Source organism: Nocardia coffeae (assembly GCF_019890715.1).
GTDB classification, from domain to species: domain Bacteria; phylum Actinomycetota; class Actinomycetes; order Mycobacteriales; family Mycobacteriaceae; genus Nocardia; species Nocardia jiangxiensis.
Window position 1 is genome coordinate 246,749 of sequence record NZ_JAINZY010000013.1, and the last position, 23,615, is coordinate 270,363.

At 64.8% G+C, this 23,615-nt stretch carries 20 protein-coding genes; 16 read left to right on the forward strand and 4 right to left on the reverse strand.

The window, feature by feature from the left end:
* Position 1 precedes the first annotated feature (1 nt).
* Entirely contained in the window at positions 2-1,105 is a 1,104-nt protein-coding gene (paaE, locus tag K7711_RS36305; RefSeq protein ID WP_222975474.1) for a 1,2-phenylacetyl-CoA epoxidase subunit PaaE, read from the forward strand.
* 28 nt (positions 1,106-1,133) lie between these two features.
* Entirely contained in the window at positions 1,134-2,468 is a 1,335-nt protein-coding gene (paaK, locus tag K7711_RS36310) for a phenylacetate--CoA ligase PaaK (RefSeq protein WP_222975476.1), read from the forward strand.
* 544 nt (positions 2,469-3,012) lie between these two features.
* On the opposite strand, the gene styC (K7711_RS36315) is transcribed toward paaK, so the two are convergent.
* Positions 3,013-3,519, reverse strand: a complete 507-nt coding sequence (gene styC, locus K7711_RS36315) for a styrene-oxide isomerase StyC (RefSeq protein WP_235748303.1) — start codon at positions 3,517-3,519, stop codon at positions 3,013-3,015.
* Positions 3,500-4,618 carry an AraC-like ligand-binding domain-containing protein gene (locus tag K7711_RS36320; protein WP_235748304.1) on the reverse strand — a complete coding sequence of 373 codons (1,119 nt, stop codon included), beginning with the start codon at positions 4,616-4,618 and terminating at the stop codon, positions 3,500-3,502. Before K7711_RS36320 ends, styC (K7711_RS36315) begins: the two co-directional genes overlap by 20 nt.
* A gap of 294 nt (positions 4,619-4,912) precedes the next feature.
* On the opposite strand from K7711_RS36320, the gene styA reads away from it, so the two are divergent.
* The 13 genes from styA to K7711_RS36385 all read left to right on the forward strand — a co-directional run bounded on the left by styA (position 4,913) and on the right by K7711_RS36385 (position 15,215).
* Positions 4,913-6,193, forward strand: a complete 1,281-nt coding sequence (styA, locus tag K7711_RS36325; RefSeq protein WP_222975478.1) for a styrene monooxygenase subunit StyA — start codon at positions 4,913-4,915, stop codon at positions 6,191-6,193.
* On the forward strand, positions 6,193-6,732 hold the full coding sequence (gene styB / locus K7711_RS36330; RefSeq protein ID WP_222975480.1) for a styrene monooxygenase NADH-dependent flavin reductase subunit StyB: 540 nt from the start codon (positions 6,193-6,195) through the stop codon (positions 6,730-6,732). The genes styA and styB overlap by 1 nt, the downstream gene beginning before the upstream one ends.
* Before the next feature lie 35 nt (positions 6,733-6,767).
* Complete coding sequence (styC, locus tag K7711_RS36335) at positions 6,768-7,283, forward strand: styrene-oxide isomerase StyC (RefSeq protein WP_222975482.1); 516 nt, start codon at positions 6,768-6,770, stop codon at positions 7,281-7,283.
* 86 nt (positions 7,284-7,369) lie between these two features.
* Positions 7,370-8,857: a phenylacetaldehyde dehydrogenase StyD gene (gene styD / locus K7711_RS36340; RefSeq protein ID WP_222975484.1), complete on the forward strand. Its 1,488-nt coding sequence runs from the start codon at positions 7,370-7,372 to the stop codon at positions 8,855-8,857.
* Between the two features lie 113 nt (positions 8,858-8,970).
* Positions 8,971-9,915 (forward strand): ABC transporter ATP-binding protein, encoded by a 945-nt coding sequence (locus K7711_RS36345; protein WP_222975486.1) that lies wholly within the window; start codon positions 8,971-8,973, stop codon positions 9,913-9,915.
* Positions 9,912-10,694, forward strand: a complete 783-nt coding sequence (locus K7711_RS36350; protein WP_222975488.1) for an ABC-2 transporter permease — start codon at positions 9,912-9,914, stop codon at positions 10,692-10,694. The genes K7711_RS36345 and K7711_RS36350 overlap by 4 nt, the downstream gene beginning before the upstream one ends.
* Positions 10,695-11,095: 401 nt before the next feature.
* Complete coding sequence (locus K7711_RS36355) at positions 11,096-11,509, forward strand: hypothetical protein (protein WP_222975490.1); 414 nt, start codon at positions 11,096-11,098, stop codon at positions 11,507-11,509.
* Between the two features lie 106 nt (positions 11,510-11,615).
* Entirely contained in the window at positions 11,616-12,068 is a 453-nt protein-coding gene (locus tag K7711_RS36360) for a hypothetical protein (protein WP_222975492.1), read from the forward strand.
* Positions 12,069-12,103: 35 nt separating this feature from the next.
* Positions 12,104-12,664, forward strand: a complete 561-nt coding sequence (locus K7711_RS36365) for a hypothetical protein (protein ID WP_222975578.1) — start codon at positions 12,104-12,106, stop codon at positions 12,662-12,664.
* A gap of 8 nt (positions 12,665-12,672) precedes the next feature.
* The gene (locus K7711_RS36370) at positions 12,673-13,206 is read left to right on the forward strand and encodes a hypothetical protein (protein WP_222975494.1); all 534 of its coding nucleotides are present in this window, start codon (positions 12,673-12,675) and stop codon (positions 13,204-13,206) included.
* A gap of 227 nt (positions 13,207-13,433) precedes the next feature.
* Positions 13,434-13,976 carry an Mce/MlaD family protein gene (locus K7711_RS36375; RefSeq protein WP_308015112.1) on the forward strand — a complete coding sequence of 181 codons (543 nt, stop codon included), beginning with the start codon at positions 13,434-13,436 and terminating at the stop codon, positions 13,974-13,976.
* Positions 13,973-14,635, forward strand: a complete 663-nt coding sequence (locus tag K7711_RS36380; RefSeq protein WP_222975498.1) for a hypothetical protein — start codon at positions 13,973-13,975, stop codon at positions 14,633-14,635. The genes K7711_RS36375 and K7711_RS36380 overlap by 4 nt, the downstream gene beginning before the upstream one ends.
* A gap of 55 nt (positions 14,636-14,690) precedes the next feature.
* Positions 14,691-15,215 carry a hypothetical protein gene (locus K7711_RS36385; RefSeq protein ID WP_222975500.1) on the forward strand — a complete coding sequence of 175 codons (525 nt, stop codon included), beginning with the start codon at positions 14,691-14,693 and terminating at the stop codon, positions 15,213-15,215.
* 64 nt (positions 15,216-15,279) lie between these two features.
* On the opposite strand, the gene K7711_RS36390 is transcribed toward K7711_RS36385, so the two are convergent.
* A complete protein-coding gene (locus K7711_RS36390; RefSeq protein WP_222975502.1) occupies positions 15,280-18,690 on the reverse strand; it encodes a serine/threonine-protein kinase in 3,411 nt (1,136 codons plus the stop codon).
* Positions 18,691-19,585: 895 nt separating this feature from the next.
* On the opposite strand from K7711_RS36390, the gene K7711_RS36395 reads away from it, so the two are divergent.
* The gene (locus K7711_RS36395; protein WP_222975504.1) at positions 19,586-19,837 is read left to right on the forward strand and encodes a hypothetical protein; all 252 of its coding nucleotides are present in this window, start codon (positions 19,586-19,588) and stop codon (positions 19,835-19,837) included.
* Positions 19,838-20,159: 322 nt separating this feature from the next.
* Here K7711_RS36395 and K7711_RS36400 read toward each other — a convergent pair whose 3' ends face one another.
* Positions 20,160-23,477, reverse strand: a complete 3,318-nt coding sequence (locus tag K7711_RS36400) for a protein kinase domain-containing protein (RefSeq protein WP_222975506.1) — start codon at positions 23,475-23,477, stop codon at positions 20,160-20,162.
* Positions 23,478-23,615 lie beyond the last annotated feature (138 nt).

Below are 23,615 nucleotides of genomic sequence, written 5' to 3' on the forward strand. Positions count from 1 at the left end.
CGTGACCAGCACGCAGACTACGGCCGTGGCGTCTGGGAAAGAACTGCGCAACAAGCCATTCCACGTGTTGCAGGTGGAGTCCGTCGATCGCTTGTGCGAGGACGCGGCCGCGGTCACCTTCGCGGTTCCTCCCGGTCTGCGGAGCGACTTCGCCTTCCTGCCGGGACAGTCGATCACCCTTCGCAGGGATGTGGACGGCCAGGAGCAGCGCCGATCGTATTCGATCTGCGCACCGGCGGGCTGGGCCCCTCGAATCGGGGTCCGAGTCGTGCCGGGAGGAGCGTTCTCCGGATGGCTGGTCAATGAAGTCCGGGCCGGTGACGAGTTGGAGGTGCAGCCGCCCACGGGCAAGTTCGCCGCCGATCCCGACGCCGGCGGGCGCCACGTTCTCATCGCCGCGGGATCGGGCATCACGCCGATGCTCTCCATCGCCGCGACAGTCCTCCAGGACCCCGATGCACACGTCACGCTGTTCTACGGCAATCGTCGTGTCGGCTCGGTCATGTTCACCGAGGAACTCAGCGACCTGAAAGACCGCTACGGCCAACGCCTGCAGTTGGTACATGTTCTGTCCAGGGAGCCGCGGAACTCCGAGTTGCTCAGCGGCCGCTTGGACCGCGACCGGATCCGGCGGCTGCTGCAGGCTTTCGTCCCGGTCGCCGAGACCGATCACTTCTGGCTCTGTGGTCCCATCGGGATGGTCGTCGACGCCCGCGACACATTGCACGAACTCGGTGTCGAGGGCTCGCGTATCCACCAGGAACTGTTCTTCGTCGAGGACACTGCGCCCGAACAGGAACATCATGTGGAGCGCGCGTTGTCCGGGCCGAGCAGTGAAGTGACCATCGTCCTGGACGGCAACGCCAGCACGATGACACTGCCCCGCAACGTCTCGGTGCTCGACGCCGCACAGAAGTCACGAGCCGATCTGCCGTTCGCCTGCAAGGGCGGGGTCTGCGGTACCTGCCGCGCCAAAGTCACCGCCGGCGAGGTCGATATGCGCCGCAACTACGCCCTGGAGCAATCCGAGGTGAACAGCGGATTCGTCCTGACCTGCCAATCATTCCCCACCAGCGACACCGTCACCGTCGACTTCGACGCGTGAACTCGAAACCGCTCACCCCGGAGTCACCATGACCGAGTTAGTAGATTTCCCCACCTCCTCCGTCCCTCGCTCACCCGATGGGCTCGAACCCATCGAGGTGGCCTCGCGAGACGAGATTTCCGCCCTCCAGTTGACGCGGCTGAAATGGTCCCTGCGGCACGCCTACGACAACGTGCCGCACTACCGCGCGGCCTTCGACGAGCGAGGCGTACATCCCGAGGATCTGAAGGACCTCAGCGACTTGTCGCTGTTCCCCTTCACCAGCAAGGCGGACCTGCGCAACAACTACCCGTTCGGCATGTTCGCCGTGCCGCAATCGGATGTTGTTCGCGTGCACGCCTCGTCGGGTACCACGGGCCGGCCGACCGTCGTGGGCTACACCGCCGAAGACATCAACACCTGGGCCAATCTGGTGGCCCGGTGTCTGCGCGCCGGTGGCGTTCGCTCGACCGACAAGATCCACATCGCCTACGGCTACGGATTGTTCACCGGTGGTCTGGGTGCGCACTACGGTGCGGAACGACTGGGCTGCACCGTGATTCCCGTATCGGGCGGCATGACCGAGCGACAGCTCCAGCTGATCAACGACTTCCGGCCCGATGCCATCATGGTGACTCCCTCCTACATGCTGACCTTGGTCGATGCCATGGAACGAGCCGGAATCGACCCGCGGTCCACCTCTCTGCGCACCGGCGTATTCGGTGCGGAGCCATGGACCGAGGAGATGCGCGCGGAGCTGGAGCACAAGGTCGGTATCGAAGCCGTCGACATCTACGGACTGTCGGAGATCATCGGGCCCGGCGTCGCCCAGGAATGCGTGGAAACCAAAGACGGCCTGCACGTCTGGGAGGACCACTTCTATCCCGAGATCATCGACCCCGAGACCGGCGAGGTTCTGCCCGACGGATCCGAAGGCGAGCTGGTCTTCACCTCGCTGACCAAGCAGGCACTTCCGATCGTGCGTTACCGCACAAGGGATTTGACCACCTTGCTGCCGGGCACGGCCAGGTCCATGCGCCGCATCCGCAAGATCACCGGCCGCTGTGACGACATGATCATCCTGCGCGGGGTGAACCTTTTCCCGACCCAGATCGAGGAGCTGATTCTCGGCATCGATACGCTCGCACCTCAGTATCAGTGTGTGCTCGACCGCCCGGGGCGACTCGACCAGTTGACGGTACGCGTGGAAAGCCGGCAATCCCTGTCCCCGCAGTCGCGAGCGGACGCTGCGCAGATGCTGGCCGGGCGGATCAAGAACCGGATCGGAGTCAGCGTGGTTGTCGATGTGGTCGATCCGGATGTGATCGAACGCTCGCCCGTCGGTAAGGCGAGACGACTGGTCGACCTGCGTCCCAAGCAGTAGACGCAGCGGGGCGTTTCGAGTCCGCCTCGTCAGCCACCATCGGTACGGCACATTGCCGGGGTCGCCCGGCTGCTCGCTTTCGCCATCGCTCGAAGGAATGGCGTCGAGCGATGGCGGTCGGCGCGGCTCATCAGGCCGGAAACGCACAGAACAGCTCCACCTATTAGAGACAACAAGCCGCTTTTTCGATGCTGCCGAGTGGATTGTCCGAGCCGAGATGGCGGCTGCTCGGTCGCCGAAGGAGCCCGATTTCTGGAACCTCGAGGTTTTCGCGCCCGCGATCGGTTCCCTACGCGCACTGGAGAATCGGTGGAGCGACCGCCCGGCGCAACGTGGAAGACCAAGCGAATAGTGCTGTTGTCCAAGGTATTTCGGACAATCGAAATCCGGCTCCCGCGCGGTCGTCCCTGCTCTACAGCCCAGCTTTGAGCTCGAGTATCAAGCCCCTGACCATGACCGCTCTGGCGTGGCTCGGCACATGAACGATGCCGGTGGTGTACGAGCGGCAGGCCCGTACACCACCGGAATTAGTGAATTGATCCCGTCAGTCGCTGAACTTGGCGAGGCCCGAGCCGTCGCCGTTGCGATTCTTCAGGGCTTTCCAGCCGATGACCGGCAGGGCGTAGGTGACCAGGACGCCGAACAGGTACGCGGGCGCCAGTGCGATGGTGGAGAAGATGTTCTGCTCGCCATGCTTGTTGGGGCCGAAGCTCAGTCCGCGGTTCTTGGTCATGTTCGACGCGAAGTAGAACAGGACGTTGGCCCAGCCGTCGGCGACGACGATCCAGCCCAGACGCGACGCTCGTTTCTCGGGGAGCCCTGCGGCGGGCAGCACGGCTGCGGCGGCAATGACCATCATGCCGTTCAGGGCGGGACCGGTGTGAGCGCGAGCCCATCCTTCGTCGGTGCCCGGGATGTCGAACTTGACGATCTTGCCGGGACGAACTTCCCACCCGCCCAACAGCTTTGCCCAGAGCACCAACCCACCGAGCAGGGTGGCGAAGATCATGAGAATGCCGTGGCCGGCCATCCTACGCTGCAGTTGCTCCATCCCTTACCTCCATCGCTTGCGAACCGGAAACCTTCACCGCTGTGGCCGACGCTGCCCGGAACTCGCGAGGCGGTGTGCCGTAGGCGGCCTTGAACAGCCGGGAGAAGTACGAGGAGTCGATCAGTCCCCAGCGTGCGGCGATGGCGGCGATCGACATCGAGGCCCAGCGCGGGTCGGACAGATCGAGGCGACATCGTTCCAAACGCCGATGGCGGATCCAATCGGTAACCGTGGTGGACTCGGCTTCGAAGAGTTTCTGCAGATACCGCGGCGAGATGTGGTGCGCCTCGGCGATATGAGAGGTGCTGAGTTGCGGGTCGTCGAGTCGCGCATCGATGAACGCCTTCACCCGCATGATCAGGGCTTTGCGGTGCGTTTCCGGCGGTACCACGGACTCACATCCGAGCTGCTCCGAGAACGAGGCGGCCAACAGTGTGATCACCGCGCTGGACAACTCGACGTTGGCCGGCAGTTCGTCGATGTACATCTGCTCGGACATGTTGAGTAGAAGCGGTGCTACGAGCGCGCCGACTCCGCGACGCCCGGATACCCGCCGTGCGGTGAAATCGCGCAGTTCGGACTGGCGGATCGGCAGCAGATCGTAGGGAAACATCACGACGAGGGTCTTGAACGCGCTGTCGAAGGCCAGCTGGTACTGACGACGGGTGTCGTAGAGGGCAAAATCGCCCGGTGTGAGCGCGGCTTCACGGCCGTCCTGCGTCAGGATGCAATAGCCCTGAAGCTGCAGGCCGAGCTTGAGGAATCCCGGATCCGATTGTCGGATGGTGTCCGCTGTACGGGCCACTTCGCACGATCCGCCGGCCACGACGCTGAGATGAGCCGATCCGAGCGACTGATTGATCAGCTCGCCGCCGAACGGATCTTCGCCGACATGGGGCGTCGCGCGAAGCGGCACATAGGTTTTCGAGATCGTCTCGCTCCACATGCCGAACTGCTCGCTCGCTGGGAGGTCGGTAAACCGTACGAGTGACGACATTTGCTGGCTCACCTTCCTCAATCCGTCGACAGCCCTCTGCCTTGCTGTGCAGAGATGCGCTCGAGCTGTGACGGGCGTCTCATCGTAGCGCTGTCGCGTCATGTTTCACAATAGTTAATAACCGATTGTTCGGTCGGTAAACACGATAATTATCCCAAGTGAAAGCTCGATTCGCAGGTGAATGGACTCACATGCTGACCGGTGCGCTTACGTACTGGAATGTGTGCGGAATCGTCCAAGACCTGTCGGGTCCGGACTGTTGATACTCAGTGGCACGGGTCACACGCCGAGCGTTTTCCCGAAGTTGCACACCGATCGCGAGCCATCCCAAGCCCCGTCGCCGACACGACGTCCGGCGTGTGCGTAGCCCGCGAGTTCTACGAGGAGACCAATCACATGACCAAGCGCATCGCCATCGTTGGCGCTGGCACCGCCGGCCTGCACCTCGGGTTGTACCTGCAGCAGAACGGTGTGCAATCGACCATCTTCACGGACAAGCGCCCGGAGGACTACCCGAACGTCCGGCTGCTGAATACCGTTGCGCACCACGCGGTCACGATCGATCGTGAGAAGGCGCTCGGCGTGGACCACTGGCCGGACGCCGGCTACTTCGGTCACTACTACTACGTCGGAATCCCGTCGATGCCGCTCGAGTTCTACGGCGGCCTGCCCACCGGGCCGAGTCGCGCGGTCGACTACCGCATCTACCTGCCGACCCTCATGCAGGACTACCTCGAGCGGGGCGGGGAGTTCGAGTACCGCGACGTCGGCGTGTCCGACCTCGACGACCTCTCGGTCGATTACGACCTCGTGGTCGTCGGCACCGGCAAGGGCGGCCTGGGACAGCTGTTCGCACGCGATGAGCAGAGCTCGCCGTACCGTGAGCCCCAGCGGCAGCTGTGCGTCGGCCTGTTCAAGGGCATCGCCCCGGCCGAGATCCGCGCGGTGACGTTCTGTATCTCCCCGGGCGCCGGCGAGATGATCGAGATTCCCACCGTGACCTTCGGCGGCGACGCCACGGCGCTGGTGTTCGAGAACCACCCCGGCAGCGACCTCGAGATCCTCACGCACACCCGGTACGAGGAGAACCCGCAGGCGTTCCGGGATCTGATGCTGGACAAGCTGCGCAAGCACTACCCGATCACCGCCCGTCGGATCAACGAAGACGAATTCGACGTCGCCAACAGTGAATTGGACCTTCTGCAGGGTGCGGTCGTGCCGACCGTCCGCCACGGCCACATCAAGCTGAACAACGGCAAGACCGCGATCCTGCTCGGTGACGCGCACGCCACCGTGGACCCCGTGCTGGGCCAGGGCGGCAACATGGCCTCCTACGCCGCGCACGTTCTGGGCCAGGAGATCCTCGCCACCGAGAGCTTCGACAACCGGTTCTTCGAGCAGGTCGACGCACGCCGCGCCGGTCGCGTGCTCGGCGCCACGCGCTGGACGAACTACATGCTGAAGAACCTGCGCGAGATGCCCAACGAGTTCGTCGAATTCCTCGGCGCGGTGGCGCTGGACCGGACGCTGGCCGACAAGTTCACCGACAACTTCAACCGTCCCGAGACCCAGTGGGACATCTTCTCCAGCCCTGCGACCATGAAGTCCTGGGTGGAGGAGAACGCTACCGGGAGTGAGGGGGCCAGCAGCCCTTTCGAGGAAACGGCGGCAGTGTGATGACCGCCGTCGTCGAGAAGGTCGCTCCCGCCGCGCCTTCGCTCCCGGATCCGAAGACGCTGCTGGCCGCCGATCGGATCGAATTCCGAAGCTCGGTAGCGCTTTTCGCTACGGGTATCGCGGTCGTGACCATGGTCGACGAAGAAGGAAACGTCCACGGGGTCACCGTGAACAGCTTCACCTCGATCAGCCTGGACCCGCCGACCGTCATGATCTCGCTCAAGCCGGGACGCGCACATGACCTGATCTCGGCGACCGGTTGGTACGGGGTTAGCGTCCTGAGCGATGGACAGCAGGGGCACTCCAGCTACTTCTGCGGTGCCCGAGATGGCGACTGGGCACCGGAATACCTTGATGGCCAGCATGTTCCGACCTTGGCCGGCAGCTTGGCGCGGTTCGAATGCGAAGTCTCCGATGTGGTGACGGTGCACGATCACACGCTGTTCCTGGCACGAGTGGTGCGGTGCGAATCCGAAACCGGATCCCCGCTGATGTTCTTCGCCAGCAACTACCACCAGCCAGTTCTCGATCCCCGATGACGCATCGGACGACAGACCGCACAGGAGATACACCGATGAAAACCCTCGAACGCAAGATTTACGGGCATGGGGTGCTGATGATCCTCAGTACGCTGATATTCGGGCTCGGACTCTGGATGAAGTTGGTGGGCGGGTTCGAAATCGTCCCCGGCTACTTCGTCCACTTCAACATCCCCGGAACCGCGGAGGGGTGGGCCAAGGCGCACGTCGGGCCGGCTCTGAACGGAATGATGGTCATCGCCGTCGGCCTGGTCCTGCCCAAGGTGAACTTCTCCGAGGTCGCGGCCAAGCGGTTGGGCTACATCATCGTGGGTGACGGCTGGGCCAACGTGATCTTCTACTTCTTCGGGAATTTCGCACCCAGCCGCGGCTTGAGCTTCGCCTCGAACCGTCTGGGCGTGACCAACATCTTCGGGATCATCGCGCTCGCACCGGCGTACATCTTCGGTGTGCTGGCGATCGGCGCCCTGTTCATCATCGGATGGCGAGCCATCCGTCAGGTCGGGGACACCCCGTCCGACCTGACTCCCGCACAGGTCACCGCGGCTTGACCACGGCGGCAGTCATCGACGAGTTCCACAAACGGCTCTCACACATACTCTTTCGCCGCTCGCGGCAAGAACGGAAAGAATCGACTATGACCACGGTCAACGAGGCCACCAAGCCGACCACGCTACCCGAAGGCACGCCGACCGAGCTCTACATCAATGGTCAATGGGGCCCCGCAGCCGGCAACCGCAGCCTGCCGAACATCAACCCCGCCACCGAAGAACTCCTCGCGGACATCGCCTTCGGAGGTCCCGCGGACATCGATGCCGCGGTGAAGGCGGCGCGCGCGCAGCTGTCGGGCGAGTGGGCGGCCCTGCCCGGCGCGGCGCGCGGCGTGATCCTCAATCGGATCGCCGACCTGATCGAAGAGCACGCCGAGGTTCTCGCGCAGCTCGAAGCTCTCGACATCGGCAAGCCGGTGGGACAGCCCCAGATGCTGGACGTCCCCAACGCCGTCGCCACCTTCCGCCACTTCGCGGGCTGGGCGGACAAGATCACCGGCGCGACGATCCCGACCTCCGGGTACATGGGTCGTCCCACGCACTCCTACACGGTGCGCGAGCCGATCGGTGTCATCGGCGCGATCGTGCCCTGGAACACGCCGCTGATGATCGCGGCCTGGAAGCTGGCGCCGGCCCTGGCCGCCGGTAACACGCTGGTGGTCAAGCCGTCCGAGGATGCCCCGCTGTCGATCCTGTATCTCGGCAAGCTGCTGGCCCAGTCCGGTCTGCCCGACGGTGTGGTCAACATCGTGCCTGGAGACGGTGCGGTGACCGGCAACGCGCTGGTCGAGCACCCGGGTGTCGACAAGATCAGCTTCACCGGCAGCCCCGTCGTCGGGCGTCTGATCCAGCAGAAGGCCGCCGAGACGTTCAAGCGCGTGGTGCTCGAGCTCGGTGGTAAGTCGCCGCAGATCATCCTGCCCGACGCCGACATCGAGGCGGCCGTGGCCGGCTGCGCGATGGGACTGTTCTTCAACCAGGGTGAGGTCTGCGCCGCGGGTACCCGCATCTTCGTGCACCGGTCGCGGTACGACGAGGTCGTCGCGGCCCTGGCCGGCGCGGCCGAGGCACAGGTTCTGGGAGACCCGTTCGATCCGGCGACCACACTGGGTGCGCTGGTGAGCGAGAAGCAGCGCAACACGGTGCTCGGCTACATCGAGAAGGGCAAGAGCGAAGGCGCGCACGTCGCTGCGGGCGGTGTCGGCGTGGATGGTCCCGGCTACTTCGTCCGTCCCACGATCTTCTCCAACGCGACCAACGACATGACCATCGCGCAGGAGGAGATCTTCGGCCCGGTGGGTGTGGTGATCGCGTACGACGATGTGTCCGAAGCGATCCGGCTCGCCAACGAGACCCAGTACGGGCTGGCGGCAACCATCTGGACCCGCGACGTCGCGCAGGCGCACACGCTGGCCGGACAGGTCCGCGCCGGTGCGGTGTGGATCAACGGTTGGGCGGCCATCGACCCCGCGCTGCCGTGGGGCGGCATGAAGACCAGTGGTATCGGTCGCGAGCTCGGCTGGGCGGGCATTCTGGCCAACACGGAGGAGAAGGTGGTCACGGTCGTTCTGTGACCTGACCTGACGCGCTTCTCTTCCCTGCCTGCGGCCCCCGGCCTCCCGCATCACACCCGGGCGGGGGCCGCACCCTCTTCTCTATCCGGATAGTTGTACTGAATGGAGTCGTCATGAGTCAGCTGCTGTCGGCTGTAGGCGTCTCGTCCGTAGTCCTGGACAGTGTCGTGAAGCGCTACGGTGATCACACCGCGGTCGCGGGCCTGGACCTCGAGGTCCAGCGCGGCGAGATCACTGCCCTCCTGGGGCCGAACGGTGCGGGAAAATCCACGACATTGGAGATGTGTGAGGGGTTCATCCCCGCCGATGAGGGGCATATCCGCATCTTCGGGCTGGACCCGGTCCGGGACCGCGACATTCTCCGGCCGCGCATCGGGGTCATGCTGCAGGGCGGCGGCGGCTATCCAGGTGCGCGGGCCGGTGAAATGCTCACTCTGGCAGCAGATTGCGTTCGTTCTCCGCTCGATCCGGGATGGCTGGCGGACCTTCTGGGACTGTCCGCGGTGCTGCGCACGCCGTATCGGCGGCTCTCGACCGGGCAGCAGCAACGGCTCGCACTGGCCTGTGCTCTGGTCGGTAGACCGGAGCTGGCCATTCTCGATGAGCCGACCTCGAATCTGGACCCGCAAGCGCGAAGCCTGGTGTGGGAGTTGATCAATCACCTGCGTGAGGACGGGGTCGCGGTCCTGCTCAGCACGCATGCCCTCGACGAGGCCGAGGCCCTCGCCGATCAGGTCGTCATCATGCATCACGGTCATGTCGTCGCCGCCGGAACGCCGTCGGAGCTGACCCGCCGCGACGCGGACCACACCCTGAGATTCAGTGCCCCACCACATTTGGAACTGGAAGAGTTCCGCCGCGTTCTCGCGTTCGACTACCGGGTCGAGGAGCCGGCGCCGGGCGGCTACGTGATCACCGGTTTCATCGACGCCTCCGTCATCGCCACAGTCGCCCGTACCTGCGAAGGGCTCGGTGCGGTGATCACCGAACTGTCCGTGGAGAAGCGGCGGCTCGAGGATCTTTTCCTGGACCTGACCGGACGGGAGGTGAGGGCATGAGTCTCGACGCCCGATTCGGACTGGAGCGAGGAGCCTTCGCCCCGATGCCGGGTGCGGGGACCGCACCCACGGTTCTGCGCGCACTGACTCGCCTCGAACTGAAGTTGTTCCTGCGCAACGGAGAACAGCTGATGCTGAACATGCTGATACCGCTCGCGGTGCTCATCGGCCTGTGCGTGACCCCCTTCGGCCACCTGGCCTCACCACGGGCCGGCACGGTGGTTCCCGGGGTGATCGCCCTGGCTGTGGTGTCCAGCGCGTTCACCGGGCAGGCCATCGCCGTCGGTTTCGACCGCCGCTACGGCGCACTGAAGCGGCTCGGCGCCACGATCGCCCCGCCATGGGCAATCATCGTCGGCAAGCTCTCGGCGGTGACCGGAGTCGTCGCGCTCCAGACCCTGCTGATCGGGGTCGTGGGATTCTGCCTCGGCTGGCAGCCCTCTGTGCTCGGGCTGGCCACCATGGTTGTCGTCATCGTGATCGGAGCCGCCGCGGTGGCAGCCACCGGCCTGCTGCTCGGGGGGAGTCTCCGGGCCGAGATCGTGCTGCCTCTGGCGAACATTCTGTGGTTCGTGCAAACCGGGTTGTGTGGCCTGGCACTGGTGTCGTCGCCGAGCAAGCCCTGGATCGCGGTCATCGACATCACACCGATGGGCGCCTTGGCCACCGGGCTCCGCGCGGCCGCGGACAGCCGCATCGACATTCCAGCCATCGCGGTACTCGCTGTGTGGGGCGTTGTGGCGACGGCCCTGGCCCGGCGCACATTCAAATTCGTCTGAATATCCCTGACATCGGACTGCTGGACGGCGTCCGATGTCGAGAATAATTCCAGATCGTCTGGTGATCTAATGAATTCGCCGGATACGCGTACCGACAAATGGCGTCGGTGCGCGTATCCGGCATTTCTTATTTACTGCCGATGAGTGGTGCGCAAATGTCGCATACATTGTTCGCTGTTGTGCAAGCAGCCCGAGTATTCATACGCCATGCTTCTGTGAAGCCGATCACATCACCGTCATTGGGCGGATGAATCCAGCTCAGCTTCGACGCAATTCAGTGGACGTCGTGATCGATGGGGGATGTGATCGGCTCTGGGGGTCGGTGTAGTGAAAAGCCGACTTCTCGCCCGTGTAAGACGACGCTCGGTCGAAAGATACCGAGTCGATGAAGGAGATCAATTATGTCCGATCAGCTGAAGTTCTTCTCGCAGGAGTGGTGTGACGCCGCTCGTGAAGCCGTCAACGCGAACCCGGAAGTGCTGAAGGGCTTCAAGGATCCGGACTCGTTCACCAATACCATGCAGTTCGGCGGGCTCAACGGCGCCGGTCCGATCACCACGCTCGTCTGGAACAAGGGTGAGCTGGTCTCCTGGACCGCGGGAACCGTCGACGAAAACGACCTGTGGTTGATCATCAACGGCACCCTGGAAACCTGGCAGGAGGCTGCGGCCGGCCGGGAGCTCGGCGGAAAGCTGCTGATGGCCGGCAAGATCAAGTTCGCGAAGGGGCCGATGAGCGCTGCGATCGAGAACGCCGGCGCGCTGAACAACTTCCTGCTCACGTGGGGACAGATTCCTACCGACTGGAACGTCTGACACATCTGATCAGACCACACCTCGGCTGCGCGGGACGCACTGCAGACGTTCTGCTGGTGCGTATCGCGCGGCCGGGTGGCCATTCAATACCCCCGGAGAGCCTGCCATGACAACCACCGAAAAAGACTACGTAGTCCAGAACTTCGACGGCGACAACGCGAATGGAGTTTCCTCCATTGTCACCATGCTGCTCGAGCAGAACCTCGACAATTTTCCGAAACGAGTCCGAGTCGCACGCCGAATCGCCAATCCGGTCACTATCTACAGCACCGACACCGACACCGCATGCACAATACTTTTCGGTGACGAAAAATCGGTCGTCTACAACGATGTCGTCGGTGATCCGGATGTCACCGTAATGGCAACCGTGGACCAGATTCTCGACGTCTCGCAGCTGAAGATGAAAGCAGGCGGGCTCCTGCCGGTGGGCTTCTTCACCAAACGCGGTTTGGCAGTGCTCGGGTCGATCGCGACTCGGAAATTGGTGGTCAAGGGATTGATAACCCATCCGATCACCGCCTTGCGCGTGATCGCTCTGGTATCGGTGGTCGAGTCGTGAGCGCGCAGAGCACCGTCTACGGCTACGAGCGCGCGATTCCGTCCCGCGACCGTGCACACGCGTCTCAGGCGACGGTGCGCGCCCGTGCTGTGGTCGTGGTCGCGCTGATCCCGATCGCTGTGTTCTACCTGGGGCCTCGGATCTACAACCTGGTCGCGACGCCCTACCGGCTCGATCACGCGGTCGTATCGGCCAGCAAGTACAACCCGGCGCTGGACAAGATCGTCGACGAGGAGAAAGTGTCGCTCGCCGCGTTCGACTCACTCGACAAGGTCAAGAAGGCACTTGCGAGCGTGCTGGCCACCGATCGAACGGTGTCGGCCGAGTTGAACAAGCTGGTCGACCAGATCACCCAGGACCTGCAGGCGATCTTGGATCACGCCGGGACGAACGTGTCGGTACTGATCACTTCACTGGACGCGCTGTCAGCGAAAATCGATGGCCTGCAGGCTCCTTCGAATGGCGCCTCGACCGCGCTGAGCGCGGATCGCACGCATCTCGCCGGCATTCTGGACTCGGCGCACAGCACCGCCAACCTTGTTCACGATGCTCGTGTCTCCGCGGAGACCGCCGCCAACGACCTGTCCGGAAAGTAGGACCACCCATGAGCTTCTTCGGACGCCCAGGCGGGCCCGCACGGTTCGTCCTGTCGATCGTCGCGGTCGGCGTGATCGGGCTGCTCGGTTTCGTGATCATCAACCTGAACACCCGGCTCGACAACCAGGAACGCGCGAACCAGACCAGCATCGGCGCCTCGCAACGAATCGTCCAGGTCAACGACAAGCTGACCCTGCAGTTGCAGCAGCTGACCACTCTGACGCACACGGCCAAGACGGCTCTGGATTCGACCTCGGCGCTCGGCCCGCTACTGGACAAGTTGCACAACGCCATCACCCCGGCCGCCCAACGACTCAGCAGCAGCACCAATGGCGCGAAGTTCACCAACCAGCAGCTCGCCGCCATTCAGAATGTCTTGGACGAGGTGGAGCACACGGTCACGCCGCTCGTCCCCTCGGCTCAGGCCTTCGGCGATCAAGGCAAGCAGTTGCTGGCGACCGTCCAGGGTTTGGTGAAGGACCTGCAGTCCGCCGTGGACTCCGCCAAGACCATCAATCAGATGCTGCCGCTCCCGGGCTGACCGCGCCGACGATCATCATCAGACCCACGAACCGACTGGATCCTGCTATGCCTAATGCCCATGCATCGTCCGGGGGAATCGCGCTGGACAGACTCGCCGCACTCAGGCGATTCGACATTCCCACCTCATCACTGCCGAGCCGAGCCGGCCGACTCCGGCGCCGCGTAGATCTGCCGTCGCAGTACGGGACCGCGAGCTCGAGCGCACCTGCCGTCGGGCGCTTCTCCGTGGCCACGGAGTGGATGGGTCGCCTCGCCGCGGTCATGGCCCTGGCGCTGGTGGTGCTGGTCCTGATCTCCGTGCACAAGGGACTGAAGGTGCAGCACAGTGCCCGCACCGTGGTGGACAACTTCCGCACCACCAACCAGTTCTTCTCGCAGCGAGCCGATTTGAGCGCTCCGGCGACCGCCCGCAAGGAACTGGACCAGCTCAACGCGGTCCTGACCCAGCTGAACGCGACGACCGCCGCCGACACCAACCAGCTCGGTAACCTCCTGCCGGATACGCGTGCTCTGCTGGCCGCCGGGCAGGGGGATACCAAGATCGCGAATCAACTCAATGGAGTCGCCGGCACCCTGGCCGGAGCCGCCGGATCGCTACACCAAATCGCCGGAGACGCGAATACGACAGTGACCAGTGTCGACAGCCAGCTCGGCCAGGCAATCGATCTCGCCAACCAACTCAACGCCCAACTCACCCGCGCGACCGGCAAACTGGGCCCTCTCCCGGCACAGGACGGTGTGATTCCGGCACCTGGAGGTAAACGATGAAGATCAGCAAAGGGGCTTTCGCGTCCACCGTTTTGGTGTGTGGAGTCGCACCCGCCGTCGTGATGTGCGTCGTGAACGGATTCCTGCCGGAATTTCGTGACGTGGTGGACCCGCTCGGGCGGCCTTCCCAGCTGAGCAACGAGCTGATCGATTCGGCTGGCCAGTTCGACACGCTGACCTCGATCCTCGTTCCCAAGCACGCGCAGCTCGCGGCCGGAGTTCAGGAACTCACTCCGTTGTCGAACGATCTGACGGCCCTGACCGACAAGGCCGGCGAGTTGTCGGGACATGCGATCGGGTTGAATGCCGATACCGCCACGGACGTCGGCATCGCCGAGCCGCTGCCCGGTCTGCTCGCCAAGGTGACCCAGCGGTCGGACCAAGCCTCCCCGACCGTCGCCGCGCTGACGGACTCGGTCGGTTCGGTGGCCACGCAACTGCAGAACATCGACGGCGGGCTCGTGGCGATCACCGCGACACTGGGTGAGGTCGGAGTCAAGAGCGGGAACATCTCGTCCACATTGGCGAACGTGAAAGAGGAGGCCGAGCACGTCCGCGAGTTCGGTCCGCTTCTCGCCGTGGTCGGCCCACCCGTCAACAGCCTGAACCTGCCTCGGGTGCCGTTCGACGCACCGCCGTTGCCAGCGCTGCCGCGCTGAATCCGCACTCTCACCGCTAATTCGTCACCACAGCTTCGAAAGGAGGGAGCACACGATGTTCCGTCTCTCCTGGGCATTCGCCCTCGCGTTCACGATCGCGGCTCTCACCGGCGTGCTGATCCTGACCCGGGATCTCAGTATCTCCAACGACATCTTCAAAGATGGAGTCTCACAAGCCAAAACGGTCGACAGGACAACCGACACAGCGCTCATCGCTGCCGGCGAGCTCGGCCCCGCCGACCATGCGGTCACCCAGAGCATGCCCCAGGTCGTCGGGGTCATCGGTTCGTTGACCGCGGCCGACGGAACGCTGGACACGCTGGGCACACAGCTGCAGTCGTTGGCCGACGCATTGAAGGCAGCCGATCCTCCGCTCGTCGGGATCATCCAGGCGGGCGGGGCGGCAACGGTGCAGGCCAACGCAGCGGCCCAGCCGGCAGCCCAGATCGTCAACACCCTGTCCGACGCCAATACCAAGGCCCAACAGCTCAGCGGAGTGCTGGACAACACGTTGAGCCTGAGTCGGACGATCGACTCCAAGTTGCGTGTGGCGCTGATCCTCCCGAAAGTTCCCCGCTGATCGAGACGAACGGACCGTCACCCAGCCGGGTGACGGTCCGTTCTCGTCGGTCCTGCATCGAGCGTCAGGCGTTCCGTGTCTCGATCGGCTGACGAAGCCGCCGGCTCCCGCGACGAGGTGATGAGCCGACCTCAGCGGTCTGGGGTACGCCGTTGGGCCCCTCGTCGAGAGCGAGGCGGGGGAGCCCCGCACGTATGCACTGGGAGAACACTTGTCCGGCACTCTGTTTCGCAGAGGTCGGGCGGCCGGCAGCGGACAGGCAGCGCGCGAACCGCAGCTGCGCCTGAGCGAGAGCCTTCGGACGGTTCTGGAGACCGATCAGCCGCACCATCAGCTGTGCCCTTTCGACCGCCTCGCCGGAAGCGTCGTTCGTCTGCTGCGCGAGCAGCAGCCGGATGATCGAATCCTGTTGTAACTCGGAAATTCCCGCTTGAACCGCCGTGCCGCAGCTACGGTACCGAGGGAGGTTGTCGAGCTCGAAACGGGCAGTTTCGGAAATCGGGAGACCGAGGCGGATGTGCTCGTTGACGATACGCGCCGCCAGCCGTGGAAGTGATTGCTCGGCAGCGGTTTTCGCGCCCTCCGCGAGCAGTTCGACAGCTGCGGCGCGATTGCCGCGCAGCGCCTTCACCCGGGCTCCGGTACCGTATATCGCCATCAGGAAATCGACTGGGCCGCTTCGACATCCCACGTTGAGGCACGAATCGAGCAGCCGATCCGCCTCCTCGAGCCGTCCCTGCTCGTAGCGAACCTCGCCCAGCAGAGCGCCGGCCAGCAGCGACGAATGTGTCTGCGCGCCGTCTCGTCGGGTCAGCTCCATCGCGGTGCGGAAGTACTGCTCGGCCGATTCGGTATCGAGCTGTTCGAGGCAGGCCAGGCCCGCCATGGACAACCCGTGCACGAGTCCGAACGGGCCTCGGCGCTGACGGCGGTACGGCGCCGCCCACTCCTGCCAGTGTCTTGCTGCGCTGTAGTCGAATCGGTTCCAGGCATCGATCGTGGCGAGATTGGCCGCACAGGTAGCCGTGAATGGTGTCGGTGCGTGTTCGACACGCTCGATCAGCGCGGTCGGCAACTCGTAGAAGCGGTCGGTCACATACCGCTGGGCGTAATCGACCATGCTTGCTTCGAGCCGAAGGACATCGGCTCGTTCCGCGGTGACCGTTCGGCGTTCGAGCACGGTCCGCACATGCGCCAGTGCCGTGTTCGTCTGCACTTCCCGCTGTAAGCCGCAGTTGGCCCAGGCGATACACAGCTGCAGCCCGGGGTGTGAATCGGTTAGTGCGGCAGGCAGTTTGGCCACAAGCCCCAAAAGCGTCGCCATGCGCGAGCTCTCGAGTAGCTCCAGCGCGCACGCGTCGACCAGGGCAACGGCTCGTTGCGGGTCGTCGGCAGCCAGTGCGTGGTCGATGGCGGCGTTGATCGAGCCGTGTTCTGCCAGCCAGTCCGATGCTCGCAGGTGAAGCTGTGCAAGGCGAGCCGGGTTCTCACGCATCATCCTGCGCTGCAGGTAATCGGCGAAGAGCCGGTGGTACCGGAACCATTCGCTGTTGTCATCCAGTCGGCGCAGGAACAGATTCCGGTCGGCGATCTCTTCGAGCCGGGCTTGACTGTCGCCGACATTCGACAGTGCGGCCGCGAGCGGCGCACAGATCCGATCGGTGATCGAGGTGGTCGACAGGAAGTCCAGCGTCTCGGGCTCGAGGGCGTCGAGCACGTTCTCGGCCAGATACTCGGCGATGACATGGTGGTGGCCGGTGAGGCCTTCGATGAACGTAGCGGGGGAGCTGTTGCCGCGAAGCATGAGTGTGGCCAGCTGCAACGCGGCGGGCCACCCTTCGGTGGACGATTGCAATCGCGCGACGTCATCGGCGGTCAGCGGTAAGTCGTTGGCCTGCAGCAGAAAGGCCCTGGACTCGTCGGGATCGAAACGCAGCATTCGAGCATCGATGTCGAGCAACTCGTCTTTGAGCAGCATTCGGCTCAGCGGCAGGCCGCCGCGGGTCCGGCTGGTGATGACGATCCGCAGGTGGTGACACCCGCGCTCCAGCAGGTATTCCATCGCGGCGAGGGTGGCCCGGCTGTTGATGTGATGCCAGTCGTCGACGATCAGAACCGTCTCGCGACCGGACTGATGGATCTCGTCGATGAGCGTGGACACCATGTGTCCGGCCGCATCGGAGTACCGCTCCTCCAGGAGCGCGCCGAGGTCGCCGGCGAGTTGTGGCCGTGCCCGGCGGATGGTTTCGATCAGGTGGTTGAGGAACCAGACGACATTGTTGTCGTCCGAGTCGGCGGTGAACCACGCGACCGAGATGTTCTCGGACTCCAATGCTCGGCCCCACTGCGTTGCCAGGGTGGTCTTGCCGAATCCGGCGGGGCCGCTGATGAGCGTCAACTGCCGGGACCCGCCTCGGCGAAGGACCGAGAGCAGACGGGATCGCTCGATCGCGGTGCGTGCGGTGGAGGGCGGTTTGAACTTGGTCACGGCGATCGGTGGAGGCATCGCGGCAGCGGTTGCCGACGCCGAGTGCTCCTGCGGTGTCGAAACGGTGACTACGGCGGCAGATGTGGCCGGCGGCACGACGACCACGTCGACCGGCCATCCCGAGTTTTTCTGCACCTCGCGGAGTCTTTCGCCGAATTCCGTCGCGGACTTGGGCCGATCCTCCGGCTTGGCGGACATCGCGGATTCCGCGATTTCGCAGACTGCCGAGGGGATCCCTTTCCGGCGTAGGTCCGGGATCGGGCCGGTCAGAATTCGAGAGAGTTGCGCGGCAAGTGGCTCGCCGGTGCGCCGTGCGAATGCCGGTCGACCGGACAGCAGGCAGAAAAGAGTGGCGGCCAGACCGTAGATGTCCGAGGCCGGGCTCGGACCGGCGCCGTTCAGCAGTTCGGGTGCAGTGAAGGCCGGTGTGCCCTGGATGAGTGAAGTGGAAGCGGTTGTGGCGTCACCGAATTGGGCAATGCCGAAATCAGCGAGCTGTGGTTCTTCGTAGTCGGTGAGCAGGATGTTGTCCGGCTTGACGTCACGGTGCAGGATGCCGATCGAGTGCGCCGCGGCAAGGGATCCCGCGATCTTCACCCCGATCGACAGGACGTCCGCCGGGGACAGCGACCCGGCCGCGTGCAGTCGCTGGTCCAGGGAGCCACGCGCGTAGAAGGGCATGACCAGATAGGGACGCCCGCTCGCGGTGATATCGGCCCGCAGTACTTGAAGGATATGGGGGTGCCCGGACAGGCGGCCGAGCGCGCGCTGCTCACGCAGGAACTGCTCGCGGTCCGCCGCGCTGACGTTCGGCATAAGAACTTTGACAGCGACGTAGCGTTCCAGTGCGTACTCCACGCACCGGTACACGGTTCCGAAGCCGCCGCGGCCGACCTCTTCGGCCTCGCCGAATCCGGCATCAGCCAGCTCGGCTGCGATTCCGGAGGGGAATTCGCGCCGTGCAGTGGTCTCGTCGGATGTCGTCATGGCTACCCACCGCCACACTCACGTGGCCGGCGATCGAGAAGGCCGGAGCCGCAGACGAGGTCCCGCAAGTTCGAGACCGAACTCCCGAATCATGCGCTCACCTCCATCGCTTGCTGCCCGACCTCCATTGAACGATAGCCTCGGCGATGCTGCGTAAACATCAGCTGTGCGAACCATGAGTTGTCCGATTGCGCCCAACCGCAACTGCTTGTGGTTCCGCAGCTTAGGTGTCTCAGCTGACCGAGCTGGGAGCCAGGCCGTACCGTGAGCGCGGTTCTGCATCGGCACGGCGTTCCGATGCGGCGACGTGGCTTGTCTCGTGAACAAGTTGATGTGGCGATTGCTCCTTACAGCGGTGGTTGGTCCCTTGCTCGCGTCACCCGTCACCTCGCCGTCGATCCGGCCACCGTGTTGAATCGTCTGCGCGAGCGTGGGGTCCGCACTCGCGACACGCACGGGCGGGCTCGGTCCTGACATCAATCCATGACGACCGGTTGGACCTCTTGGGACGAGCATGGCTTACGGTCGCGGTATTGAAAGCCTTCGGACTTAATCAACGCCGAGCGGGAACGAAATCACACCTTGGGAGGCCAACTAGAACAAGAAAATAGGCGTTGACCAGTAGATATGTGACACCCGACCGAATCTGGCCTTATGGTCGAAAAACAGCAAAACCCCTGATCAGGAGCACTATTCGTGCCAAATGGTGGACCTTGGGGGAGCTTACTATAACTCGAAACCGCAGGTAGAAGCCCTGGAAGCCCTGCGGCGGAAGCTTCCCGACCCCACCACACCCGCTCCACCGCCCGCCGATCGACCCAAACCCAGCAGGGCCCGCCAACTCGGCACCGATCAGGTCCAGGAACTCATCGCCGGATATAAGAGTGGAGACACGGTGTACCAGTTGGGTGCCCGGTTCGGTATCGAGCGACGGACGGTCAGCGAGATCCTGCACCGGCACGACGTGCCCATGCGCCGCCGAGGCTTATCCCCCGAGCAGACCGATGACGCCATCCATCTGTACAACCTCGGCTGGTCCCTCGCCCGCGTCGGCCAACACCTGGGTGTCGACCCCACCACCGTGCTGGCCAAACTCCGCCAACGCGGCATCCCTACACGAGACGCCCACGGACGACCACGCGCATAACCCAGCAGCATCGCCACAAGAGAACGGACGTCGGTGCCGCAGGTTCGCGCCCCCGGCCGGGCACTATAAGGATGGGACCGGTTCTGACCGGCGATTTTCCCGGGGAACGCTGATAATCCAACAAACGTTCGCACACTTGGGATGAGGGATCGTCTTGCCCAGGATAGGGACCTAGCGGGAATCACGAGACATCACGAATTCCTGAGTGGGGGTCAGGGGTTCGCGTCCCCTCAGCTCCACAGGAAACTCCGGGGGTGGTCGGCGGACCTCCATGAGATCAGAGGCGCAGGGGCTCCACAACGCGGAACACTCTGCGCCCCAATCAGTCTCGCGAGGCGCGCACTCCGGTCGGTGCGGGTCGGTTCCGCTCGGTGATCCACGCAGCGATCTGGGTGCGTGAGGTGAATCCGAGTTTGGTGAGGATGTGTTCGACATGTCCGTCAGCGGTGCGCACGGAGATGTTCAGGTGGGCGGCGATGGCCCGGTTGGTCAGGCCCTCGGCGACGAGGCCGGCTACCTCCCGCTCCCGGGTGGTCAGCTCCGCCGAGGGACCCGGGCCGCGAGCCGCGGTCCGGGGTTGCTCTCCCAGGGCGTAGTCGATCGCGGTGTCGAGATCCATTCGGGCGCCTTCGCGGTGGGCGGTCTCGAATGCATTTCGGCCGAGCGCATGACGTGCTGCCCGTTCGCAGTCCTCATGGTGGACCGCCAGGTTCGAGAGCAGCACTGTGGAGGTGCCGGTCGACACAGACTGCGCCTGCGCGGCGCCCAGCAACACCGCGGCGCGCCGCGCGCTGCCCTGAGCTCCCACTATCCATGCCAGTGTTTCCAGGACCATCGCGGCCATTACCGAGTCTTTCAGTTGCCTGATCAGCTGCAATCCCTGCCGCAGCAGCCGCAGCGCACGGTCGCGATCACCCTGGCGCCACGTGGCAACCGCCGTCACCCACAAGGCATTCAACCGATGTGCGGAGTCGCCACAGGATTCGGTGATCGCGAGGACCCTTTCCTGGTACGAGATCGCTGTTGCGCTGTCCTCCTGCAATTCGTGAGCCCAGACGAGCCCGAGAAGTGCCCAGACCTGACCGGAAGCGTCGCCCTGCGCGGTAAACGATCCGAGGGCGGCTTCCAGGGGGGCGCGTGCGCGGGCAGGGTCACGGTCGACGACCCTGTGGATGCCGTGGGCGAGGTCCGCGAACGCGTGCACGATCGGGTGCTTGGTCGTTGCGGCGAGCGTGCGCGCCTGCGTGACCAGCGCGGACGCCGCGCGAAGATCGTCCTGTAGCTCGGCCACGACGCTGGCGCGCCACAGTGCCTTCGCACGTACCACCGGGTCGGTCGCGGGTCCGCCGGGGAGGGCGCGGTCGAGCCAGTGGCGTGCCTCGCCGGCCTGTCCGTGGGAGATCCAGAACGGTTGCAGGGCAGCCGCGAACGACAATGCGGCGTCGGATTCTGCTTCGGTGTCGGTCAGGCAGAAGTTCAACGCCTCGCGCAGGTTGGGTTGTTCACGGTCCAGGCGGGCGATCCAGTCGAGCTGGCGCGGGCTGATCCAGTCGGCGTCGACTCGATCGGCGAGCGTGCGGTACCAATCTTGGTGCCTGCGCTGAATCTCCCGGTACCGGCCGGCTTGCCCGAGTTTGTCGCGGCCGTAGTCGCGGACCGTGTCGAGCACCCGGAACCGCACCACCCAGTCCGATTCCTCGCGGATCAGGATGGACTTGTCGACCAGGGCGGTGAGCACGTCGAGCAGATCCTGCGCTGCGAGGCCGTCTCGACACACCTGTTCGGCGGCGTCGAGTTCGCAGCTGCCGGCGAATACCGACAGTTGCGCCCAGACCTGTTGCTCAGCCGGGGTGCACAGCGAGTAGCTCCAGTCGATGCACCAGCGCAGGGTCTGCTGGCGGTCTGGTGCGCTGCGGCTGCCGCGCGTCAGCAGCGCGTACCGATCGGTCAGCCGTACCAGGATCTGTTCGGGTGACAGCACGCGCAGCCGGGCCGCCGCCAACTCGATAGCCAATGGCAGCCCCTCGAGGCGGCGGCAGATCTCGGTCACCGCGGCGACGTTGTCCTCTGTGAGCACGAAACCCGCAACCGCGACGGCGGCCCGCTCGACGAACAGGGTGACCGCGTCGTAGCGCGACGCACCTCGTAGCGACGGCGACCGCTCCGGATCGGGAACCGTCAGCGGCCGCACGTGCAGCACCGCCTCCCCGCCCACGCTCAGGGCCTCGCGGCTGGTGGCGAGGATCCGCAGCTTCGGGCACGCCCTCAGCAGTGTCTCGGCAACCTTCGCCGCCGCATCCACGATCTGCTCGCAATTGTCGATCACCAGCAGCAACTGCCGGGATGCCAGATAGTCGATCAGCACATCGAGCACCGGCTTGCCTTGCGGGCGCAGCCCTATCGAGGTGGCGATCACGCCCGGCAGCAAGGCACCGTCGCGCAGCTGCCCGAGCTCGACCAACCACACCCCATCAGGGAAACCCCGCCGCGCACCAGCCGCCGCACGCAACGCCAGACGCGTCTTGCCCACCCCGCCGATTCCGGTCAACGTCACCAGCCGGGAACTCGCAAGCAGCCCCTTGGCCTCGGTCAAGTCGGTGCGACGGCCAACGAAACTCGTCAACTCATGGGGAATCAACCCGCCTGTGCCGACCGACAACCCGAGCAGATCAGGCCCCCACGCGGCCGAGTGGTCGGTGGTCAGCGGAACCGGGGTCGCTGCTGGTTGTTCGGCACCTGCACCTGCACGCACCGCCATCTCCTCGACCGGCAATCCGCGCCCGGCCTGCAACTGCTGCAGCCGCTCGCCCAGCGCCGCCGCGGAGGGCCGCTGCTCGGGGCTGCGACCCATGGCATGCTCGATCACCTGCGCGAGGTCCTCATCGATGCCTTGCTCGCGCAGGTTCGGCGTCGGCTGCGTGGCGATCCGCAGAAACTGGGCCACCACCCGCTCACCGCTGCGCCGCTCGAAGGCCGCATGCCCGGTCAACGCGGCGAACAACGTCGCACCGAGCCCGTAGACATCCGCCGCGGGCGTGGGTTCCTCTCCGGCCAGCACCTCCGGCGCAGTGAACGCCGGCGACCCTGTGACCGTGTCGGTCGCGGTGTGGAACCCGCCGGGGATGCGCGCGATCCCGAAGTCTGCCAGGGCTGGCTCACCGTAGTCGCTGATCAGGACGTTGGCGGGTTTGACGTCGCGGTGCAGGATGCCGAGCCGATGCGCGGTCTCGAGGGCCCCGGCCAGCTTCACCCCCACCCGCAGCGCCTCCGCCGCCGACAATGGACCGTGACCGCGGATCCGGGCATCGAGGGAACCCTGCGGGTAATAGGGCATGACCAGGTAAGGCAGCCCCGAGGAAGTGGTGCCGACTTGCAACACGTCCAGGATGTTGGGCTGTCCGGTCAGTCGGCCCATCGCCCGCTGTTCCCGGACGAACCGCTCCCGGTTCTCCTCACCCAGATCGGCGGTGAGCACCTTGACCGCCACCGTCCGGTCCAGGGCGATCTGGTCGCACCTGTACACCACACCGAACCCACCACGCCCGATCTCCTCAGCGGCGGTGAATCCGGCGTCTGCGAGCTGTGCCGTGACCGCGGGGATCACGTCGCGTTGCGTTTCCGACGGGTCGATGTCGCCCATACGCGGGTCCTGCCCTGTGACGTACCTCAGGATATCGCGCGGCCGGCCGCGGTGGCCTCGCCCTTTCGCATCGCCGGGTCTACCGGCTCAACCCTGACGGTATCGCCGCCTATCAGGCGTATCTCCAGCGGATCTGGG

Excerpts from the sequence above, each read along its gene's own strand:
- styA (WP_222975478.1), top strand. The coding sequence starts at position 4,913 with ATGACCAAGCGCATCGCCATCGTTGGCGCTGGCACCGCCGGCCTGCAC.
- K7711_RS36320 (WP_235748304.1), bottom strand. The coding sequence starts at position 4,618 with ATGACGCGACAGCGCTACGATGAGACGCCCGTCACAGCTCGAGCGCAT.
- paaK (WP_222975476.1), top strand. The coding sequence starts at position 1,134 with ATGACCGAGTTAGTAGATTTCCCCACCTCCTCCGTCCCTCGCTCACCC.
- styC (WP_235748303.1), bottom strand. The coding sequence starts at position 3,519 with ATGGAGCAACTGCAGCGTAGGATGGCCGGCCACGGCATTCTCATGATC.
- styB (WP_222975480.1), top strand. The coding sequence starts at position 6,193 with ATGACCGCCGTCGTCGAGAAGGTCGCTCCCGCCGCGCCTTCGCTCCCG.
- K7711_RS36345 (WP_222975486.1), top strand. The coding sequence starts at position 8,971 with ATGAGTCAGCTGCTGTCGGCTGTAGGCGTCTCGTCCGTAGTCCTGGAC.
- K7711_RS36400 (WP_222975506.1), bottom strand. The coding sequence starts at position 23,477 with ATGGGCGACATCGACCCGTCGGAAACGCAACGCGACGTGATCCCCGCG.
- K7711_RS36370 (WP_222975494.1), top strand. The coding sequence starts at position 12,673 with ATGAGCTTCTTCGGACGCCCAGGCGGGCCCGCACGGTTCGTCCTGTCG.
- styD (WP_222975484.1), top strand. The coding sequence starts at position 7,370 with ATGACCACGGTCAACGAGGCCACCAAGCCGACCACGCTACCCGAAGGC.
- K7711_RS36360 (WP_222975492.1), top strand. The coding sequence starts at position 11,616 with ATGACAACCACCGAAAAAGACTACGTAGTCCAGAACTTCGACGGCGAC.
- K7711_RS36380 (WP_222975498.1), top strand. The coding sequence starts at position 13,973 with ATGAAGATCAGCAAAGGGGCTTTCGCGTCCACCGTTTTGGTGTGTGGA.
- K7711_RS36390 (WP_222975502.1), bottom strand. The coding sequence starts at position 18,690 with ATGACGACATCCGACGAGACCACTGCACGGCGCGAATTCCCCTCCGGA.
- K7711_RS36355 (WP_222975490.1), top strand. The coding sequence starts at position 11,096 with ATGTCCGATCAGCTGAAGTTCTTCTCGCAGGAGTGGTGTGACGCCGCT.
- styC (WP_222975482.1), top strand. The coding sequence starts at position 6,768 with ATGAAAACCCTCGAACGCAAGATTTACGGGCATGGGGTGCTGATGATC.
- K7711_RS36385 (WP_222975500.1), top strand. The coding sequence starts at position 14,691 with ATGTTCCGTCTCTCCTGGGCATTCGCCCTCGCGTTCACGATCGCGGCT.
- K7711_RS36350 (WP_222975488.1), top strand. The coding sequence starts at position 9,912 with ATGAGTCTCGACGCCCGATTCGGACTGGAGCGAGGAGCCTTCGCCCCG.